This window comes from Kitasatospora sp. NPDC001660 (assembly GCF_053596725.1).
Map to the genome: position 1 here is coordinate 352843 of NZ_JBSFGU010000001.1, position 16812 is coordinate 369654.

At 72.7% G+C, this 16812-nt stretch carries 17 protein-coding genes and 1 tRNA gene; 7 read left to right on the plus strand and 11 right to left on the minus strand.

From position 1 onward, the window contains the following. Nucleotides 1–59: 59 nt before the first annotated feature. Nucleotides 60–758: a restriction endonuclease gene (locus tag ACWCXH_RS01445; RefSeq protein WP_449799258.1), complete on the plus strand. Its 699-nt coding sequence runs from the start codon at nucleotides 60–62 to the stop codon at nucleotides 756–758. A 54-nt stretch (nucleotides 759–812) separates the two neighbouring features. Here the strand turns inward: ACWCXH_RS01445 and ACWCXH_RS01450 are convergent. Continuing rightward, a tRNA-Glu gene (locus ACWCXH_RS01450) sits at nucleotides 813–884 on the minus strand. A gap of 127 nt (nucleotides 885–1011) precedes the next feature. On the opposite strand from ACWCXH_RS01450, the gene ACWCXH_RS01455 reads away from it, so the two are divergent. Next, nucleotides 1012–2058, plus strand: a complete 1047-nt coding sequence (locus ACWCXH_RS01455; protein ID WP_449799259.1) for an AraC family transcriptional regulator — start codon at nucleotides 1012–1014, stop codon at nucleotides 2056–2058. Nucleotides 2059–2373: 315 nt separating this feature from the next. Here ACWCXH_RS01455 and ACWCXH_RS01460 read toward each other — a convergent pair whose 3' ends face one another. Next, nucleotides 2374–3252, minus strand: coding sequence for an SDR family oxidoreductase (locus ACWCXH_RS01460; protein WP_449799260.1), 879 nt, complete (start codon nucleotides 3250–3252; stop codon nucleotides 2374–2376). 162 nt (nucleotides 3253–3414) lie between these two features. On the opposite strand from ACWCXH_RS01460, the gene ACWCXH_RS01465 reads away from it, so the two are divergent. The 4 genes from ACWCXH_RS01465 (at nucleotide 3415) to ACWCXH_RS01480 (ending at nucleotide 5935) form a co-directional block, all read left to right on the plus strand. Then, nucleotides 3415–4311 carry a LysR family transcriptional regulator gene (locus ACWCXH_RS01465; RefSeq protein WP_449799261.1) on the plus strand — a complete coding sequence of 299 codons (897 nt, stop codon included), beginning with the start codon at nucleotides 3415–3417 and terminating at the stop codon, nucleotides 4309–4311. A 63-nt stretch (nucleotides 4312–4374) separates the two neighbouring features. Further along, nucleotides 4375–4791, plus strand: coding sequence for a polyketide cyclase (locus ACWCXH_RS01470; protein ID WP_449799262.1), 417 nt, complete (start codon nucleotides 4375–4377; stop codon nucleotides 4789–4791). After that, complete coding sequence (locus ACWCXH_RS01475) at nucleotides 4791–5219, plus strand: MarR family winged helix-turn-helix transcriptional regulator (protein ID WP_449799263.1); 429 nt, start codon at nucleotides 4791–4793, stop codon at nucleotides 5217–5219. The genes ACWCXH_RS01470 and ACWCXH_RS01475 overlap by 1 nt, the downstream gene beginning before the upstream one ends. Before the next feature lie 155 nt (nucleotides 5220–5374). Next, a complete protein-coding gene (locus ACWCXH_RS01480; protein ID WP_449799264.1) occupies nucleotides 5375–5935 on the plus strand; it encodes a TetR/AcrR family transcriptional regulator in 561 nt (186 codons plus the stop codon). A 232-nt stretch (nucleotides 5936–6167) separates the two neighbouring features. On the opposite strand, the gene ACWCXH_RS01485 is transcribed toward ACWCXH_RS01480, so the two are convergent. The 5 genes from ACWCXH_RS01485 to ACWCXH_RS01505 all read right to left on the minus strand — a co-directional run bounded on the left by ACWCXH_RS01485 (nucleotide 6168) and on the right by ACWCXH_RS01505 (nucleotide 11097). After that, nucleotides 6168–7067 (minus strand): ABC transporter permease, encoded by a 900-nt coding sequence (locus tag ACWCXH_RS01485; protein ID WP_449799265.1) that lies wholly within the window; start codon nucleotides 7065–7067, stop codon nucleotides 6168–6170. Next, nucleotides 7027–7887 (minus strand): ATP-binding cassette domain-containing protein, encoded by an 861-nt coding sequence (locus ACWCXH_RS01490; protein ID WP_449799266.1) that lies wholly within the window; start codon nucleotides 7885–7887, stop codon nucleotides 7027–7029. The genes ACWCXH_RS01485 and ACWCXH_RS01490 overlap by 41 nt, the downstream gene beginning before the upstream one ends. Further along, a complete protein-coding gene (locus ACWCXH_RS01495) occupies nucleotides 7884–8288 on the minus strand; it encodes a MarR family winged helix-turn-helix transcriptional regulator (RefSeq protein WP_449799360.1) in 405 nt (134 codons plus the stop codon). The genes ACWCXH_RS01490 and ACWCXH_RS01495 overlap by 4 nt, the downstream gene beginning before the upstream one ends. Nucleotides 8289–8759: 471 nt before the next feature. After that, nucleotides 8760–10556 carry an acyl-CoA dehydrogenase gene (locus ACWCXH_RS01500; protein ID WP_449799267.1) on the minus strand — a complete coding sequence of 599 codons (1797 nt, stop codon included), beginning with the start codon at nucleotides 10554–10556 and terminating at the stop codon, nucleotides 8760–8762. 55 nt (nucleotides 10557–10611) lie between these two features. Further along, nucleotides 10612–11097 (minus strand): hypothetical protein, encoded by a 486-nt coding sequence (locus ACWCXH_RS01505; RefSeq protein WP_449799268.1) that lies wholly within the window; start codon nucleotides 11095–11097, stop codon nucleotides 10612–10614. Nucleotides 11098–11724: 627 nt separating this feature from the next. Between ACWCXH_RS01505 and ACWCXH_RS01510 the strand changes: the two genes are divergently transcribed. Further along, nucleotides 11725–12900, plus strand: a complete 1176-nt coding sequence (locus tag ACWCXH_RS01510) for a hypothetical protein (RefSeq protein ID WP_449799269.1) — start codon at nucleotides 11725–11727, stop codon at nucleotides 12898–12900. Nucleotides 12901–12922: 22 nt separating this feature from the next. On the opposite strand, the gene ACWCXH_RS01515 is transcribed toward ACWCXH_RS01510, so the two are convergent. The 4 genes from ACWCXH_RS01515 to ACWCXH_RS01530 all read right to left on the minus strand — a co-directional run bounded on the left by ACWCXH_RS01515 (nucleotide 12923) and on the right by ACWCXH_RS01530 (nucleotide 16784). Continuing rightward, nucleotides 12923–14254 carry a sensor histidine kinase gene (locus ACWCXH_RS01515; RefSeq protein ID WP_449799270.1) on the minus strand — a complete coding sequence of 444 codons (1332 nt, stop codon included), beginning with the start codon at nucleotides 14252–14254 and terminating at the stop codon, nucleotides 12923–12925. After that, nucleotides 14251–14919 carry a response regulator transcription factor gene (locus ACWCXH_RS01520; RefSeq protein WP_449799271.1) on the minus strand — a complete coding sequence of 223 codons (669 nt, stop codon included), beginning with the start codon at nucleotides 14917–14919 and terminating at the stop codon, nucleotides 14251–14253. The genes ACWCXH_RS01515 and ACWCXH_RS01520 overlap by 4 nt, the downstream gene beginning before the upstream one ends. Before the next feature lie 323 nt (nucleotides 14920–15242). Next, complete coding sequence (locus ACWCXH_RS01525) at nucleotides 15243–16292, minus strand: NAD-dependent epimerase/dehydratase family protein (protein ID WP_449799272.1); 1050 nt, start codon at nucleotides 16290–16292, stop codon at nucleotides 15243–15245. Nucleotides 16293–16331: 39 nt separating this feature from the next. Next, the gene (locus ACWCXH_RS01530; RefSeq protein ID WP_449799361.1) at nucleotides 16332–16784 is read right to left on the minus strand and encodes a flavin reductase family protein; all 453 of its coding nucleotides are present in this window, start codon (nucleotides 16782–16784) and stop codon (nucleotides 16332–16334) included. Between the last annotated feature and the right edge of the window lie 28 nt (nucleotides 16785–16812).

The window sequence follows — 16812 nt, forward strand, 5'->3', positions numbered from 1 at the left end:
AGCGGCATCCCGAAGAAAGGACACCGGCTTGACGAGGACGGACGAGTCCGGAGCGCAGCTTGGCTAGCCGCAGGCCGCCGGTCCGGCGGCGCCGCCGGCGCAGGCCCGTACGGCGCGACGAGGCCACCTGGATCGTCTACGCGCTCGCCGCGCTCGCCGCGTTCGGTGTGGTGGTGGCCGTGGTGCGGTGGCTGGCGGCGAACTGGTGGGTGCTCGTGGCCGCCGCCCTCGTGGCCGCCGCCGTCGCGGCGGCCGTCGTGCGCGGCCGCGCGCTCGCGGCCCGCCGACGGCAGCTGCACGCGGCCCAGTTGCGGTTGGCGCTGAGCGGTCCGGGCGGGATCGACCACATGAAGCCGGACGCGTTCGAGTACGCGGTGCGCGATCTGTTGCAGCGCGACGGCTGCCGCGCGCGCAAGGTCGGACAGGCCGGCGACCAGAGCGTGGACGTGCTCGCCGAGGACCCGATGGGCCGGCGCTGGGCCGTGCAGTGCAAGCACAAGCAGGACCCCGTCGGCGGCAAACCGGTGGGCGTCGGTGTCCTCTACGCCCTCGCCGGCACCTACCAGCGCGTCCACGGCGCCCACGTCGCCGTCGTCGTCACCAACGGCCGTTTCTCGCGGGACTCCCAGCGCTGGGGCGCCGAACAGGGGATCCTCCTCGTCGACCGCCCCGCCCTCGCCCGCTGGGCCGCCGGCGGCCGGCCCCTCTGGGACGTCCTGCCGCGCGTGCCCGCTCCCCGCAACGGCCGCGACAACTGACCGGAGGAAGAACCACAGGGGCGGGAGCCGAAACCGGCTCCCGCCCCTGCGAGTTGGAGCGCCGGGCCCGAATCGAACGAACCCCTCCCACTGAAAGTGGGCGTGCTACCGCTGCACCACCGACGCCTGACCGACCGGGCCTCGCTCGCTTCCGCGATCTCGCCCCGTCGACAGGTACGAAGTTACCAGCTCATGATCGGAAGGGGAAAATCGAGGGCTGACGGGGGAACGGAGCCGAGGGAAGGAGCGGGGATTGACCGCGAGTACGGGGACCGTGTTCCGGGGCGAGGAGGTGCCCGCGGAGGACCGCTTCGACTGCTGGCGGGAGTTGGTCGGACGGACGCGGGACAGCGAGATGACCAGTGCGCACGCCGACGACTTCGCGGCGGAGATGCGGCGCCTGGAGCTCGGGCCGGTGACCCTCCTCAAGTCGTCGTTCCCACCGGCCCGGTTCCGGCGGACCGCCCGGATGGTGCGGAGGTCCGACCCGGGGGTGTACCACCTGACGCTGGTCCTCGGCGGGGGCCTGTCGCTGACCCGCGACCCCCAGGCCCGCACGACGGTGTTCGGGCCTGGCGAGCTGTACGTGCTCGACAGCTCGCACCCGTACGACGTCCGGGCCTTCGCCGCCGACACCGCTCGCACCGCCGACACCGCCCGCGCCGCCGGCCCGTCGGTACGCCGGGCCGATGCCCTGGGCGTCGACTTCCCGATCGGCATGCTGCCGCTCCCGCCGGACCGGTTGCGCGACCTGATGGGCCGCGGGTTCTCGGGGCGCCAGGGGACGTGTGCGCTGCTCTCGGACTTCCTGGTCGGCCTGGACCGCCAGGCCGCCGTCCTCGGCCCGACCGAGGCGCCCCGGCTGGGCACGGTCGTGATCGACCTGGTCGCCGCCTGGCTGGCCCGGGAACTGGACGCCGAGGCCGCGCTGCCGGACGACGCCCGGCAGCGGGCGCTGGTGCAGAACGTCCGGACGTTCATCGGCCGGAACCTGCACGACCCCGAACTCTCCCCGCCCGTGATCGCCGCCGCGCACCACATCTCCGTCAGCTACCTGCACCGCGTCTTCACGCAGCAGTCGGCGGGTGAGACGGTCGCCGTGTGGATCCGCCGCCAACGGCTGGAGAAGGCCCGCCGTGACCTCGCCGACCCCGCGTTGCGCGCCCTGCCCGTCCACGCCGTCGCCGCCCGCTGGGGCATCCCGCGCGCCTCCGACTTCAGCCGGGCCTTCCGGGCCGCGTACGGGCTCTCCCCGAGCGAGCACCGGCACGCCTCACCGTCCGGGCGCGCAGGGGAGTAGACGCACAGCGCAGGAACTGTCGACGCAGCGCCAACACGGCCGCTCCGCGACCTGGCAGCCTCGTCCCCGAGGTGGAGGGCGGCGCAGCGCCGCCCTCCACCTCGCGCCGGACCACTCGCCCCGGCGCAGCCGGACGGGCCGGCGGCCCGGCACGCCACAGGGGAGCGTGCCGGGCCGCCGCGCCGCCGCGCCGCCCGACGGTCTCCGAGGATTCGCGCCCGGCCCCGAGGGGGCCGACGGCGACCCGTCCACGCCGAAGTGGCTCACGGCGTCCCTGACCTCGTCCACCGGTCCGGCGATTCCCCTGACGGCGGATCAGACGAAGTAGTGGCCCTGGTCGAGGTCCTCGACGAGACCGGGCTCGACGGGCCGCCAGCCGAGCAGGTCACGGGTCAGGGCGCTGGACGCCGACTGGTCGACCCCGAGGAGGGCACCCAGGAAGCCGAACTCCTCGGGCGGGAGCGGGCCTGTCGGCAGGCCCAGGTGGCGGCCGATCACGGTGGCGATCTCGCGGATCGGCACGCCCTCGTCGCCGACCGCGTGCAGGAGCGATCCGGCCGGGGCCTCCTCCAGGGCGAGGCGGTACAGGCGGGCGGCGTCCCGGACGTGGACGGCGGGCCAACGGGTCGACCCGTCGCCCACGTAGCCCGCGACGCCCTTCTCGCGGGCGAGCCCGATCAGGGCCGGGACGAAGGCGCGGTCGCCCTCGCCGTGCACGCTGCGCGGCAGCCGGACGACGGACGGGCGGACGCCGTGGGCCGCGGTGGCGAGCGCCGCCCGCGCGTTCGCGTCCCGGCCCTCGGCCGGTGTGCCAGGGGCGGCGAAGTCGCGCTCGGTCGCGGCGCGGCCGGGTGCCGCGGGCGTTCCGGAGCTGACGACGAAGGGCTTGCCGCTGCCCTTGAGCGCGGCGCCCAGCGTGTCGATCGCCCGGCCGTCGACCCGGACCGACTCCTCGAAGCGGCTGAAGTCGTGGATGAAGGCCAGGTGGATGACGCCGTCGGACGCGGCCGCGCCGGCACTCAGGCTCCCGGGGTCGTCGAGCGTGCCGCGGTGCGCCTCCGCCCCGGCCGCCTCCAGGGCCGCCGCGGAGCGGTCCGAGCGGGCGAGCCCGACGACCTCGTGCTTCGCGGCGAGCAGCTCGCGGACGACGGCGCTGCCGATGAAGCCGGTGGCGCCGGTGACGAACACGCGCATGGTGCACTCCTCGTGGGGATGGCTGTGGTGCTTCCAGCGTCGGGCGGTGGAGTGTTCGGCGTCCAAGGCCCGTTCCGCAACGTGCAATACCGATCAGGCATCACTGCAGGTCAGTTGAGTCGTCGCAGGTGGATCCAGGCGACCGGGGATTACGCTGGGGACATGGCCGACCCAACGCCGCCGGACCTCGACCTCCGTCTGGTCCGCTACTTCACCGTCGTCGCCGACCACCGGAACTTCGGCCGCGCCGCCGCCGAGCTGCGCGTCGCCCAGCCGTCCCTCAGCCGGCAGATCCGCCGCCTCGAACAGCAGCTCGGCGCGCAGCTGCTCGACCGCACGCCGCAGGGCAGCCGGCTCACCGAGGCGGGCGAGGTGTTCCTGCCCCGCGCCAGGGCGCTGCTGCGCTCGGCCGCGCAGGCCGCCGCCCACGCCCGGGCCGCCGCCGAGCCCAGGCGGATCACCGTCGGCTACACCTCCAACCTGATCGTCACGCCCGCCGTGCGCGAGCTGCGCCGGCGGCACCCGGACGCGGAGGTGCAGGCGCGGCACCTGGCCTGGAACGACGCCCGGCAGGCCCTGCTGGACCACCGGGTCGACGCGGTCGTCACCCGCCTCCCGCTGGCGACGGACGGGCTGCACGTGACCGTCCTCTACGACGAGCCGCGGGCCCTGGTGGTGCCGGCCGGACACCGCCTGGCCGACCGGGTGTCCGTCACGCTCGACGACATCGCCGACGAGCCGCTCCCCCGGGTCTCCGACGCGGCCTGGGACGCCTTCTGGCGGATCGACCCGCGCCCGGACGGCCGGCCGGCGCCCGACGGACCGCTCGTCTCGGCGCACGAGGACAAGTTCGAACTCGTCGCCGACGGACGGGCGGTGGCCCTCATCCCGATCAGCCCCGGGGCGGCCGGGCCCCGCCCGGACCTGGTCGTCGTCCCGATGGACGGCGTCGAGCCGAGCCACGTCGTGCTGGCGGTCCGGGCCGGTGAGCGAAGTCGGCTGGTCGCCGCCTTCCGGAAGACGGCGGAGGCGCTGCTGACCGGCACCCTGGACTCATAGCCTGCGCACAGATAATCTACGGAAAGATCACCTGTCCGTTCAGGAAACCTCAGGAGGCTCCCCATGTGGACGTACGAGCACAGCGTCGAGACCGACGCCACACCCGAGGCGATCTGGCGCCTGTGGGCCGACGTCGACAACTGGGGGACGTGGAACGCCGACATCGTGAGCATCCGGATCGACGGCCCGTTCGCGGCCGGCACCGGGATCGTGATGACCCCGTGCGGGCAGGAACCCGTCCACCTGCTCATCGCGGAGGCGGCCGCCGGCGAACTCTTCGTCGACGAGGCCCGGATCGACGGCCTCCTCCTGCGCACCACCCACCGGCTCGACCGCGGTGAGCGGCTCCGCACACGGGTCACCTACCGGATGGAGATCACCGGCGACGCCGTCGACCGGGTGGGCCCGCAGATCGGCCCGGCCATCACCGCGGACTGGCCCGCGACCATGGCCGCCCTCGTCGAACTGGCCCGCGGCTGATGGCGCCCGGCCCCGGCGACAGCCCCGGGTTCCTGCTCTGGCACGCCACGCTGCGCTGGCAGCGCGACATCGCCGCCGCCCTCGGCCCCCTCGGCCTCACCCACGTCCAGTTCGTGCTGCTCGCCTGCACCTGGTGGCTGAACTCCCAGGGCGAGCACCCCAACCAGCTCGCCCTCGCCCGCCAGGCCGGCACCGACGTCAAGATGACGTCCCAGGTCCTGCGCGCCCTCGAAACCAAGGGCCTGATCGAGCGTGAGGTCGACCCCGCCGACACCCGCGCCAAGCGCCTGCGCGTCACCGAGGCCGGCGCCGACCTGACCCCGCGCGCGATCGCCGCCGTCGACGCCGTCGACGCGGAATTCTTCCGCCCGGTGGCCCGCGACCACGCGATGTCCCTGCTGCGCCGCCTGGCCGCCCCGGAGGCGTGAGGCTCACCTACCCTCCGAGGCTTCTCCGTTCCGGCTTCCGCAGACGGCGTTCCTTGGCCGCAGGGAGCTCGTGCATCGTTCCGATGCGATTGCATCACATCCTAGAATGGGAACCGATGCAAGCGCATTACTACCCAGGATGGCGAGGCGGGCCCATGCCCAGGCAGGTGGACCACGAGGAACGGCGGCGCCGGATCGCCGAGGCGGTGTGCGCGCTCGCCGACAGCAGCGGCCTGGAGGGCGTGACCCTGCGCGACGTCGCGACGCAGGCCGGCGTCTCGATGGGGGCGGTGCAGCGCTGCTTCCGCACCAAACAGGAGATGCTCGTCTTCGCGCTCGACCACATCGGCGAGCGCGTCACCGAACGTCTGCGGGCACGCGCCGGCTCCACCCTGGAACACGTGCTGGGCGAGGTGGCCCTCGTCGACGAGGCCCACCGGACCGAGGCCCGGGTCTGGCTCGCGTTCGTCGCACAGGCCGCCGTGACACCCGAACTCGCCACCGTCCTGCGCACCCGCTACGCCGAGCTGCACCCGCTGCTGGCACGGCTGTTGAGCGAGAGCCGCACGGACGCCGATCCGGACCGGGCGGCCCACACACTCCTCGCCCTCGCCGACGGCCTGACCACTCACGTCCTGATCGGCCACCTGACCCCGCAGGCCGCGCTCGACATCCTCAACGCCCAGATCCCGGCCGTCACGCAGGCGAACCCGTAGGACCACGGGCCGTCCGAGGGGCTCGCCCTCGGCAGAGGGAAAGCTCCCGGCGGTGCCCGGTTCTCCCATCTGGAGCCCATGGGCCGGCCAACGGATCCGACGTGCACACGTGCGATACCGGCCGCGTCGTGCCATCCGGGCCGGTTCGCCTCGTCGAGGTGTCGACTCGGGTTCTTCACAAGAACCTTGAGACGTCACGCGTCCCACACGACCCGAGGTCGGGCGGGCTGCCTCAGCGCGCCAGGCGGCCCAGGAGGGCCGAGGCGGCGGTGATGCCGAGGAGGGTCGCCACCGTCAGCACCGCGAAGTCGAGCGGGAGGTGGGACGGGGTGCCGATCAGGAGACCGCGGAGGGCGTCGACCTGGTAGCTGAGGGGATTGGCCTTGCTGACGGTTCGGAGCCAGCCGGGCATCAAGTCGACGGGGTAGAGGGCGTTGGAGCCGAAGAAGAGCGGCATCGTGATCGCCTGGCCGATGCCCATCAGGCGGTCGCGGGTGAGGACGATGCCGGCGATGGCCATCGACAGGCACGAGAAGAAGGCCGAGCCGAGGAGCACCGCGACGACGACACCGAACAGGCGCAGGGGGTTCCACGTCATGGCGACGCCGAGCAGGGCGGCGATCAGGACCACGACGACGGCCTGGAGCACCGCCTTCACCCCGGCGGCGAAGGCCTTGCCGGTGACCAGGGCGGCCCGCGGGGTCGGGGTGACCAGGAGCTTGGTGAGGACGCCGGAGTCCCGCTCCCAGATGATCATGATGCCGTAGAAGATCGCGATGAACATCGCGGACTGGGCGATGATGCCCGGCGCGAGGTAGTCCAGGTACGGGATCCCGCCGGTCGGAATGGCCCTCAGGCGGGTGAAGGTCTCGCCGAAGATCAGGAGCCACAGCGCCGGCTGGACCGCACGGGTGTACAGCTCGGTCCGGTCGTGGCGCAGCTTCTGCAGCTCGACGGTGCACATCGCGACCACGCGGGCCGGCACGAGCCGCCAGCCGGTGCGGGCGCGCGGGGGCACGAGCAGCAGGCCGAGGTCGGGGCCGTCGTGGGCCGGTCCGTGGTCCGGTCCGTGGTCCGGTCCGTGGTTCGGTTCAGCCGAGGCGGCCGGCTGTGCGGCGGGTACGGCGGACATCGCTGAAGTCTCCTTCCGGGCTCTCGGCGCGGGTGAGGCCGTGGCCGGCGAAGTGGCGGAACACGTCGTCGAGGGTGGGGTCGGGCCGCGCCGGATCCTGCTCGCGGACCTGGGCCTTGAGCTCCTCGGGGGTGCCGAGCGCGCGGATGCGGCCGCGGTCCATGAGGGCGATGCGGTCGCAGTGGCGGTCCGCCTCGTCCATGTAGTGGGTGGTGACCAGGACGGTCATGCCGGTGGCGCGGCGGACGGCGTCGACGCGCTCCCAGACGCCGGTGCGGGCGATCGGGTCCAGGCCGATCGTCGGCTCGTCCAGGACCAGCAGGCGCGGGGCGCTGACCAGGGCCTGGGCGAGTTCGAGGCGGCGCACCATGCCGCCGGAGTAGGTGGCCGCCATGCGGTCGGCGGCCTCGGTGAGGTCGACGGCGGCCAGTGCCTGGGCCACCCGCGCGGCACGCTCGGCCCGCGGCACGTCGAAGACGCGGGCGAACAGGGCGACGTTCTCCCGCCCGGTCAGCCCGGACTCGGCGGAGAGCTGCTGCGGCACGTAGCCGAGCAGGCGGCGCACCTCCATGCGCCGCCTGGCCGCGTCGTGGCCGAAGACCCGCACCATGCCGCTGCTCACCGGGAGCAGCGTGGTGATCGCGCGGATCGTGGTGGTCTTGCCCGCGCCGTTGGGGCCGAGCAGGCCGAACACCTCGCCGGTGCGCACGGTGAGGTCGATGCCGTCGACGGCCTTGGTCGCGTGGCCCTTCCCGCGGCCGTGGTGGAACGTGTACTCCAGGGCGCGGCACACGACCGCGTCGTCCTCCGTGGTGGTCATCGCCCGTCCTCCCCCGGCAGGTCGCGCAGGCCGGCCGCGACGCCGCGCAGGGCGGGCAGCGCGGCGGCCAGCGCCGCCCGGTCCCCGGCGGGCAGCCCCTCCACCAGTTCCGCCATGAGCTCCGTGCGCCGGGCCCGCCAGGCGGCGATCCGTTCGACGGCCTCGTCGGTCACGTACAGCAGGGCGGCCCGCCGGTCGGCCGGGTCCACCTCGCGCCGCAGGAGTCCGAGGGCGACGAGCTGGTTGACGAGCGTCGAGACCGAGTTGCCGGCCAGGCTGAGCTCGTTGGCCGCGTCCGAGACCCGCATCCCGGGGGCGTGGGCGACCAGGCGCAGCAGCTCGACCTGGGCGCCGCGCAGGCGCGGTTCGGTGAGGCCGTCGCGAAGGCGGCGGCGGACCATGCGCTGGATGCCGACGAGGAGGTTGGAGAACTCGTCGGCCAGCGCGGCGTCGAGAGGCCCGGCCTCCAGCGGTTCCAGCGGTTCCAGTGCTTTCAGTGCTTCCAGTGGCTCCAGGGCTTCTGCAGCTTCCGCACTCATGTCTTCATATTAGCTCTCAATAAGAGGTATCTGTCGAGAGTGCGCCGCGTCAGCGCCCGCAGGTGGTGTCCGCCGCGGGCAGTGCGCCGGTCACGAGGCCGGCTGACGGCGGAACCGGTCGAGCCCGTCGTCGGCTGCGGCGGCGGGACCGGCTGTCGCGACGACCGTGACCGTGGGACAGGGCGAGGGTGCCGAGCGCCGTGGCGGGCTTCATAGCGTCACCCTGACTACCGTCGATGACCGGCAAGTCAGCTCCGAAGGAGGAGCCCCGCGCGGCGGCACTCCTCCCCCGGGATTCCCCCGCCTCCGCCCGAAGCGTGACCGGCCCGCCGGTCAGAACCACTCCGGGCGGCAGTCCTCCGCGGTGCGATCCAGGCTGTCGAGCAGGTCGAACTGCGCTCCGGTCTTGGGGAGTTCGACCCGGAAGAAGTACCGGGCCGCCTGCCGCTTGCCCTCGTGGAAGGCGTCCGCGCCGTCGCCCAGCGCGAGGAACTGCTCCAGCCAGATCCATGCCATCACCACGTGGCCGACGGCCTCCAGGTAGGCGGTGGAGTTGGCCAGCGCGGTCGCCGGGTCCCCGGTGGACCACAGCCGGGCCGTCGTCCGCTCGACGCGGGCCGCGGCCTCCGCCAGCCGGGCTGCCAGCTCTGCCGCCTCGCCGCCAACCGCATTTGCCTTCACGGTGGTTGAGGCCAGGGTGTCGAGGAGCAGCCTCAGTCCAGCGCCGCCGTTCATGACGACCTTGCGGCCGAGCAGGTCCAGGCCCTGGATGCCGTGGGTGCCCTCGTGGATGGGGTTGAGCCGGTTGTCCCGGTAGAACTGTTCGACGTTGTACTCGCGGGTGTAGCCGTAGCCGCCGTGCACCTGGATGGCGAGGTTGTTGGACTCCAGGCACCACTGCGACGGCCAGCTCTTGGCGATGGGCGTCAGGACGTCCAGCAGCAGGCGGGCCCGGTCCTGCTCGACCGCGTCCTCGGCGGTGAACTCCTCGTCGAGCAGGCGGCTGCAGTACAGACCGAGCGCGAGCGCGCCCTCCACGTAACTCTTCTGCGCCAGCAGCATCCTGCGCACGTCCGCGTGCTCGATGATGGGCACCTGCGGGGCGTTCGGGTCCTTGCCCGTGAGCGGGCGGCCCTGCGGGCGGGTGCGGGCGTAGTCGAGGGAGTGCAGGTAGCCGGTGTAGCCGAGCGCCGTGGCGCCCTGGCCGACGCCGATGCGGGCCTCGTTCATCATGTGGAACATGTACGCGAGCCCGCGGTGCTCCTCGCCCACCAAGTGGCCCACCGCGCCCGGGGCGCCGCCCGGGGTGTGCCGGCCCTCGCCGAAGTTGAGCAGGGTGTTGGTGGTGCCGCGGTAGCCCATCTTGTGGTTGAGGCCGGCCGGCACCACGTCGTTGCGCTCCCCCAGGGTGCCGTCCGGCCGCACCAGGTACTTGGGCACGATGAACAGCGAGATGCCCTTCACCCCCGCCGGAGCGCCGGGGGTCCTGGCCAGCACCAGGTGGACGATGTTCTCGCTGAGCTCGTGGTCGCCGCCGGAGATCCACATCTTGGTGCCGGTGATCCGGTACGTGCCGTCGTCCTGCGGCACCGCCCGGGTGGTGATGTCGGCCAGTGAGGATCCGGCCTGCGGCTCCGACAGGCACATGGTGCCGAAGAACCGGCCCTCGACCATCGGGCGCACGTAGGTGTCGATCTGCTCCGCGCTGCCGTGGGCCAGGAGCAGGTTCGCGTTGCCGACGGTGAGCAGCGGGTACGAGGCGGTGGCGATGTTGGCGGCCTGGAACCAGGCCCGGCAGGCGTTGGCGACCACGGTGGGCAGCTGCTGCCCGCCGACCTCGTGGTCCATGGCGGCGCCGACCAGGCCCGCCTCGGCGAAGACCCGCAGGGCCGTGCCGACCTCCGGGATGACGTGCACCCGCTCGCCGTCGAAGCGCGGTTCCTCGGCGTCGTTCTTCTTGTTGTGCGGGGCGAAGTGCCGGGTCGCGATGGCCGCGCTGAGGTCCAGCACCGCGTCGAAGGTGTCCCGGTCGTGGTCGGCGTAGCGGGGGCGGCTGGTCAGGGCCGTGACGTCCAGCCAGTCGTACAGCAGGAAGTCCAGGTCACGGCGGGAGAGCAGCAGGGAGTCCATGGGCGGGCGTCCGTTCGCGGAGGGTGGTGGGCGTGGGCACGGATGGCGCGGGTGGTCACCCTGGCGCGCCCGCCACGGCGGCGTACCCGGACGGCTCCCACCACTCCAGCGCGCTCCAGTGGCCGCTGGCCGCCTCGAAGACCAGGTGGGACCCGTCGAAGACGTCCTTGGCGTTCGCGGGGTGCTCGTTGCCGAAGCGCTCGGCACACAGGTCGACCTGCAACAGCCCGTCGAAGCGGGTGAATTGCGGCTGGTCCAGGAGCACCCAGGAGGTTCCGACCAGCTCGTCGACGCGGAACTGCCGGACGTCGTGGAGGTCCAGGCACACCGGCTCCCACCGGTGGTCGTCGCTCACGACCCGCGCGTCGATCACGAGCCGGACGACCCGCGGGGCGTGCCTCGGCCCGTACTCCTGGTCGACGAGGACGCGCCGGACACAGGAGTCACCGAAGTCGTAGCGCGCCAGCAGGGCGGCGGTCCCGGCCTCGTCCAGCGGATACGGCCCGAGCGCGCGCTTCGGCAGCGGCGGCCTGTTGTCCACGGTTCTCCCCTTCCCCATCGATGCCGCAGGTCCTCGGCACGGGCCCCATCCTGCCGGGTACGGTGCCCGCGCCGCCACGGCCGTCGGCGAAGGGATGCCGGGCTCGTGCGTCGGGGCGGTGCGTGACGCGTCCCAGCGCCATTGGCTTCCGCTCCCCGGCATAACGGAGTCCGTTGGGAACTCCGCGAAACATCTGCCCGGCAGTGGTCGGGCAGACATGATCCTCCCGTCTGCCGGGCGGGAGGGGCGATCCCGACCACGGCTTTCGTCTCCGGCATCCGGGCAAGCGATCAGGTCAGCGGCCCGGTCGGAGCTTTGACACGCTTCAGGTCCGGCTGACCTCACTCGTCCTCTCACAAGGCTCTTATCCGGTCTGTCAATCATGAGCGCTGCCGGCGGGACTCGGAGCCGACCGGACCCGTGCGAGGTGTGGGGCCTGTGCCCCGAGCCGGGGAGTCCAACGAACACCTGCGGCTGTCCACCGCGGCACGCCCACAGCGCAGGACAGCGGTGATCACTACCTGACTGGGAGTCGACATGCACGAACACGGATCCTCACCCGAAGCGCACAGTGTGAGCCGCCGTACCGCCCGACCCCGCCCAGCGGTGCGACTGGCATCGACCCCCGTGGTGGCCGCGGTCGCGGCACTCACGGTGCTGACAGGCTGCACACCGGCCAGTTCGGCCCCGGAGGCGTCGCAGGCGGCCACTGCCCCGCCAGGGTCACAGGCGTCGCAGAAGCCCACGCCGACGGGGGGCCAGGCGTCGCAGAAGCCCACGCCGACGACGAGCCAGGCGCCGCAGAAGCCCACGCCGACGACAAGCCAGGCGCCGCAGCAACCCACGCCGACGACAAGCCAGGCGCCGCAGAAGCCCACACCGACGACAAGCCAGGCGCCGCAGCAACCCTCCTTGGGAGTGGAGAACTACCTGTACACACCCTCAGTCGATCTCACCACTCTGGCGAAGCTGATTCAGCGCCCCGACATCCAGGGCGTGCAGGTCCTGTACCGGTGGAAGATGCTGGAGCCGAGCGAGGGACAGTACGACTTCTCCCAGATCGCGAAGGATCTGCAGTACCTGCAGAGCCAGCACAAGAAGCTCTTCATCCAGGTCCAGGACCGATCCTTCTCGCCGACACCACAGGGAATTCCGCAGTATCTGATGACCGATCCGGCGTACGACGGCGGCGCGGCGCCCCAGTACGACGACTCGGGAAAGGTCGTCGGCTGGGTCGCGGAACAGTGGGTGCCCGCCGTCAGCAACCGGTTCCAGACGCTGCTGAGCGCGCTCTCGAAGAGCTTCGACGGCAAGGTCGCCGGGGTCAATTTCCCCGAGACCTCGGTCACCGTGGACCCGGCGCAGGAGCAAGCCCGGTCCGGGTACACCTGTGACAAGCACGTCGACTCCGTCATCAACAACATGGTTTTCGCGCGCTCGGTGTTCAAGCAGTCACAGGTGGTTCAGTACGTGAACTTCTGGTGCGGCTCGGACGAGGCCAGCAACGAGTACCTGTCCCGGACCTTTGCGACCGCGCAGAAGGACGGCATCGGCCTTGGCGGCCCGGATGTCGTGCCGTGGAAGCCCTACGCCATGAACCACTCCGCGTATCCGTACTTCAATCAGAACAAGGGAAAACTGAGCCTGGTCGCGATGGCGGTGCAGGAGCCCGACCTGCAGTACATCGACCCCAAGACGGGCAAGCTCTGCACGAAGGACGACTTCACCCAGTTCGCCACCGACTATCTCGGCGCGAACGTCATCTTCTGGGCGACGTCAGCCCCCTGGCTGCAGCAGAACTGAACAGCTCGGGGCCGGCATCCCGTCACCGCTGGAAGGTCAGCCGGAACAGCGCCCCGCCGCCCGGCGCCGCCTCGGCCACCAGGTCGGCGCCGTGCGCGCGGGCGATCTGCCGGGCCATGGCGAGGCCGAGTCCGGAGCCGGGCAGAGCGCGTGCGGCGGAGGCCCGGTAGAAGCGGTCGAAGATGTACGGCAGGTCGTCGGGGGCGATGCCCGGACCGTGGTCGCGAACGGTGAGCGTCGAGCCGGCCAGCTCGACCTCGACCGGGCCGCCGCCCGCCGGACTGAACTTCGCCGCGTTGTCCAGCAGGTTGGTCACCAGCCGGGCCAGCCTGGCCGGCACCCCGGACACGGTGAGATCCGCACCGGCGACGGCGACCTCGAAGACCGTACCGGGCCAGTGGTCCCGGGCCGTGTCCACACAGTGCTCGATCAGCGGCGCGAGGCGCACGTCCTCCACCAGGGCCTGCGGCTCCTCGTCCCTGGCCAGCTCGATCAGATCGTTCACCAGACCGGTCACCTCACGCAGTTGGCGCCGCAGCCCGGCCGTCGCCCGACTCCGCTGACTCTCCGTCAGATCGTGCACCAGCAACTCGGCGTTGGTGCGCAGCGCCGTCAGCGGTGTCCGCAGTTCGTGCGAGGCGTCGGCGACCAGTCGGCGCTGGGCTGCGACCGACTGTTCGAGCTCACCCAGCATGGTGTTGAAGCTGACCGCCAGCCTGGTCAGCTCGTCCTCGCCGCGGCTCGGCGGCAGGTCGATCCGCACCCCGGTGTCGCGGGTGGCGGCGATCCGCTCGGCGGTCTCGGTCAGGGTGGCCACCGGCCGGAGCCCGGCCCGAGCCACCAGGTACCCGAGCCCGCCGGCCAGCAGGACGCCCGCACCGGCCACCGCCGCCATCAGCTCCCCGGCGTGCCGTACCCCCTGATCGGTGGCGTCGGCGCGCAGCGCCACCTGCAGCGCGCCGCCCGGGACAGGCTCTGTCACCATCCTTGCCCGATGCCCGTCGATCACGAGATCCGTCCGGAACACGCCGCGCCGGCCGGCGGCGACCTCCCGAGTCGCGTCGGTCACCGGCAGCAGGTAGCCGACCGGTGTGGGCCCGGCCTTGGCGGGGACGAACTGTGCACAGGCCGGTGCCGCCAGGAAGCGGCACTCGCCCTGCAACACCCCGGGCTGCGGGTTGCGGTACTGCTTGCGCAGCAGGGCGGCTTGCTGGGTGAGCTGGAGGTCCAGCTGGTGCGCCAGCTCGTACCGGGCGATGCTGTACGCGGCCCCGCACACCCCGAGCGTGACCAGCGCCACGGCACCCGTGCAGGCCAGAGCCAGCCGAGTGCGCAACAGCCGCCGCCTGATCATTCGGCTGCCAGCCGGTAGCCCACGCCGTGCACGGTGTGCACGAGCCGCGGCTCGCCGCCCGCCTCCAGCTTGCGGCGGAGGTAACCGATGTAAACGGCAAGGGAGTTGGACTGCGGCCCGAAGTCCGCTCCCCACACCCGGGCCATGATGGTCTCCCGGGGCAGCACCTGCTCGGGGTTGCACAGGAGCAGTTCCAGCAGGGCGAACTCGGTACGGGAGAACACCAGCGCCCGCCCCCCGCGTACGCCGGTCCGGCTCACCGGGTCGACGGTGAGGTCCGCGTAGCGGTAGCTGTCCGTGCCGGAGTCGACCCGGCGCAGCAGCGCGCGTACCCGGGCGGTGAGCTCGTCCAGCGCGAACGGCTTGATCAGGTAGTCGTCCGCGCCCGCGTCCAGGCCCTCCACCCGGTGGCTCACCGAGTCCCGCGCGGTGAGCACGATGATCGGCGTGGTGTCCCCGAGCGCCCGGAGCCGGCGACACACGGCCAGGCCGTCCAGTACCGGCATCATGACGTCGAGCACCACCGCGTCGGGCTGCCAGACCGCCACCTCGGTCAGGGCGGCCAGCCCGTCGGCCGCACCGCGCACCGTGTACCCGGCGACCGACAGCCCGGTTTCCACTGCGGCACGCACCTCGGGATCGTCATCGACAACGAGCACCTTCATACCTGCAAGCCTCGCAGTTCGGCGGATGAGGATTTCTTAGCTCACCGGTCCCGGCACTCCATGCGCCAGTGGGCCCGGCGGAGCCCGGGCGGTATGTCGCCATTCAACCACCGCCGACTCCACGGTGAGACAGGCCACGTCCCGACCACCGAGTACGAAGCCAACTACTACCTGACCGACACGAAACCGCTGGTCACAGTCACAACCTGGAGTCTGCGGCCAAGCCGTGCGGTTCATATGCTCGTGCGCCGCGCTGTGTCGACCGACACACCGGACGGACCGTCAGCACCGAGCCCCTGGGCTGTTCCCTCTCCTGGTCGGCCCTACGCGGCCGCCTGGTGGGCGCCGAGTGCCAGGCCGGCTTGGCGCTCGGTCAGCAGGCCCCGCCCGTGGAGCCAGCGGACGGTGTCCGTCATCGTTTCGGCCGTCGGCCGTGGGGTCAGGCCTGCGGTGCTCGCGGTGGGGGCCACCGGGCGGGCGTGGGCGCAGGTGTAGATGGCGCCGTACTCCGCCGGTATGTGCCAGGGCCAGAGGCGTTGGGCGGCCGTCGCGAGGGCGCCGACGGGGAGCATCGGGCGGGCCGGGAGGTGGAGGGCGGGCAGGGGGCGGCCGGTGACCTCGCGGAGGGTGCGCAGGTAGGTGCGGGTCGGGAGGTGGCGGCCGGGGGCGAAGTGCCGGTTGGCTTCGGGGGTTTCGGCGGCGGGGTAGGTGGTGAGCAGGTCGGCGTGCAGGCGGGCGGTGTCCCGGACGTCGCCGACGGGGAAGCCGCCGAGGGGCCACAGGGGCATCAGGCCGCGCAGGGTGTTGCGCAGCCGGGTGTTCTGGTCGCCCGGGCCGGGGTCGTACGGGCCGAGGAGCGCGGGCGGGTAGGTGATGAGGACGGGGGCGCCGTCGGCCTGGTGGCGGCGGGCGATGCGCTCGGCGGCGGCCTTACTCGCCATGTAGGCCTCGCGCGGACGGCCGACGGGGGTGTCCGCGTGCAGCGGGCCGGGCCCGGCGGGCAGCAGGGCGACGACACTGGAGACGTGGACGATGCGGGCGGCGCCGGCCCGGCGCGCGGCGCCGAGGACGAGCTCGGTGCCGCGCGCGTTGGTGGCGCGCATCGCCGCGTGGTGGCGGCTGTCGAAGGAGTAGACGGATGCGGCGTGCAGGACCGCGTCGGTGCCCGCGACCGCCCGGCGCACATCGCGCTCGACGGTGACGTCGCCCGCCACCAGGCCGACGGCCGACGGGTCGACGGCGAGCGCCGCCAGGCCGCGTTCGGCGGCGCCCGGGTCGCGGGCGAGGATCCGCACCCGGTGGCCGCGGCGGACGAGCTCCGCGACGGAGTGGACACCCACGAACCCGGTGCCGCCGGTCACGCACACCAACATTCCGTTCTCCTCCTCGGCCGAGTACCTCAAGCGGCTTCTTCAGACCGTCCGCTGGAAGCCGCCGCCGTAGAACAGCAGCGCCCGCCGGTCGGGGGCACGGTCGGTCGCGAGCACCTCGCCGAGGAAGATGGAGTGGTCGCCGCCGTCGTAGACCTCGGCGAGCTTGCACTCCAGCCAGGCGAGCGCGCCGGCCAGCAGCGGCGCGCCGGTGAACGGCCCCGGCCGCCAGTCGACCTCGCGGAACTGGGCGGCCCCTAGCGGGCGGGCCCGGTCGGCGAAGTAGCGTGCCAGGTGCTCCTGTTCGGCGCCGAGCACGGACACCGCGAAGGAGCGGACGGCCGTGATCGCCTCGTGCATGACCGCCGTGCGGGAGACGCAGCACAGGACCATCGGCGGCTCCAGCGACACCGAGGTGAAGGCGTTCGCCGTCATCCCGTGGACGCTCCCGCCGCCCGTGGTGAGGACGGTGACGCCGGTCGCGAAGCCGGCCATCGTGGCGCGCAGGTCGGCGCCGGCCCCG

Coding starts and splice junctions, on each gene's coding strand:
- ACWCXH_RS01460 (WP_449799260.1), bottom strand. CDS start 3,252: ATGCGCGTGTTCGTCACCGGCGCCACCGGCTTCATCGGCAGCGCCGTC.
- ACWCXH_RS01530 (WP_449799361.1), bottom strand. CDS start 16,784: ATGGCCGGCTTCGCGACCGGCGTCACCGTCCTCACCACGGGCGGCGGG.
- ACWCXH_RS01525 (WP_449799272.1), bottom strand. CDS start 16,292: ATGTTGGTGTGCGTGACCGGCGGCACCGGGTTCGTGGGTGTCCACTCC.
- ACWCXH_RS01495 (WP_449799360.1), bottom strand. CDS start 8,288: ATGGTCCGCCGCCGCCTTCGCGACGGCCTCACCGAACCGCGCCTGCGC.
- ACWCXH_RS01515 (WP_449799270.1), bottom strand. CDS start 14,254: ATGATCAGGCGGCGGCTGTTGCGCACTCGGCTGGCTCTGGCCTGCACG.
- ACWCXH_RS01485 (WP_449799265.1), bottom strand. CDS start 7,067: ATGTCCGCCGTACCCGCCGCACAGCCGGCCGCCTCGGCTGAACCGAAC.
- ACWCXH_RS01520 (WP_449799271.1), bottom strand. CDS start 14,919: ATGAAGGTGCTCGTTGTCGATGACGATCCCGAGGTGCGTGCCGCAGTG.
- ACWCXH_RS01490 (WP_449799266.1), bottom strand. CDS start 7,887: ATGACCACCACGGAGGACGACGCGGTCGTGTGCCGCGCCCTGGAGTAC.
- ACWCXH_RS01475 (WP_449799263.1), top strand. CDS start 4,791: ATGGCGCCCGGCCCCGGCGACAGCCCCGGGTTCCTGCTCTGGCACGCC.
- ACWCXH_RS01480 (WP_449799264.1), top strand. CDS start 5,375: ATGCCCAGGCAGGTGGACCACGAGGAACGGCGGCGCCGGATCGCCGAG.
- ACWCXH_RS01470 (WP_449799262.1), top strand. CDS start 4,375: ATGTGGACGTACGAGCACAGCGTCGAGACCGACGCCACACCCGAGGCG.
- ACWCXH_RS01465 (WP_449799261.1), top strand. CDS start 3,415: ATGGCCGACCCAACGCCGCCGGACCTCGACCTCCGTCTGGTCCGCTAC.
- ACWCXH_RS01500 (WP_449799267.1), bottom strand. CDS start 10,556: ATGGACTCCCTGCTGCTCTCCCGCCGTGACCTGGACTTCCTGCTGTAC.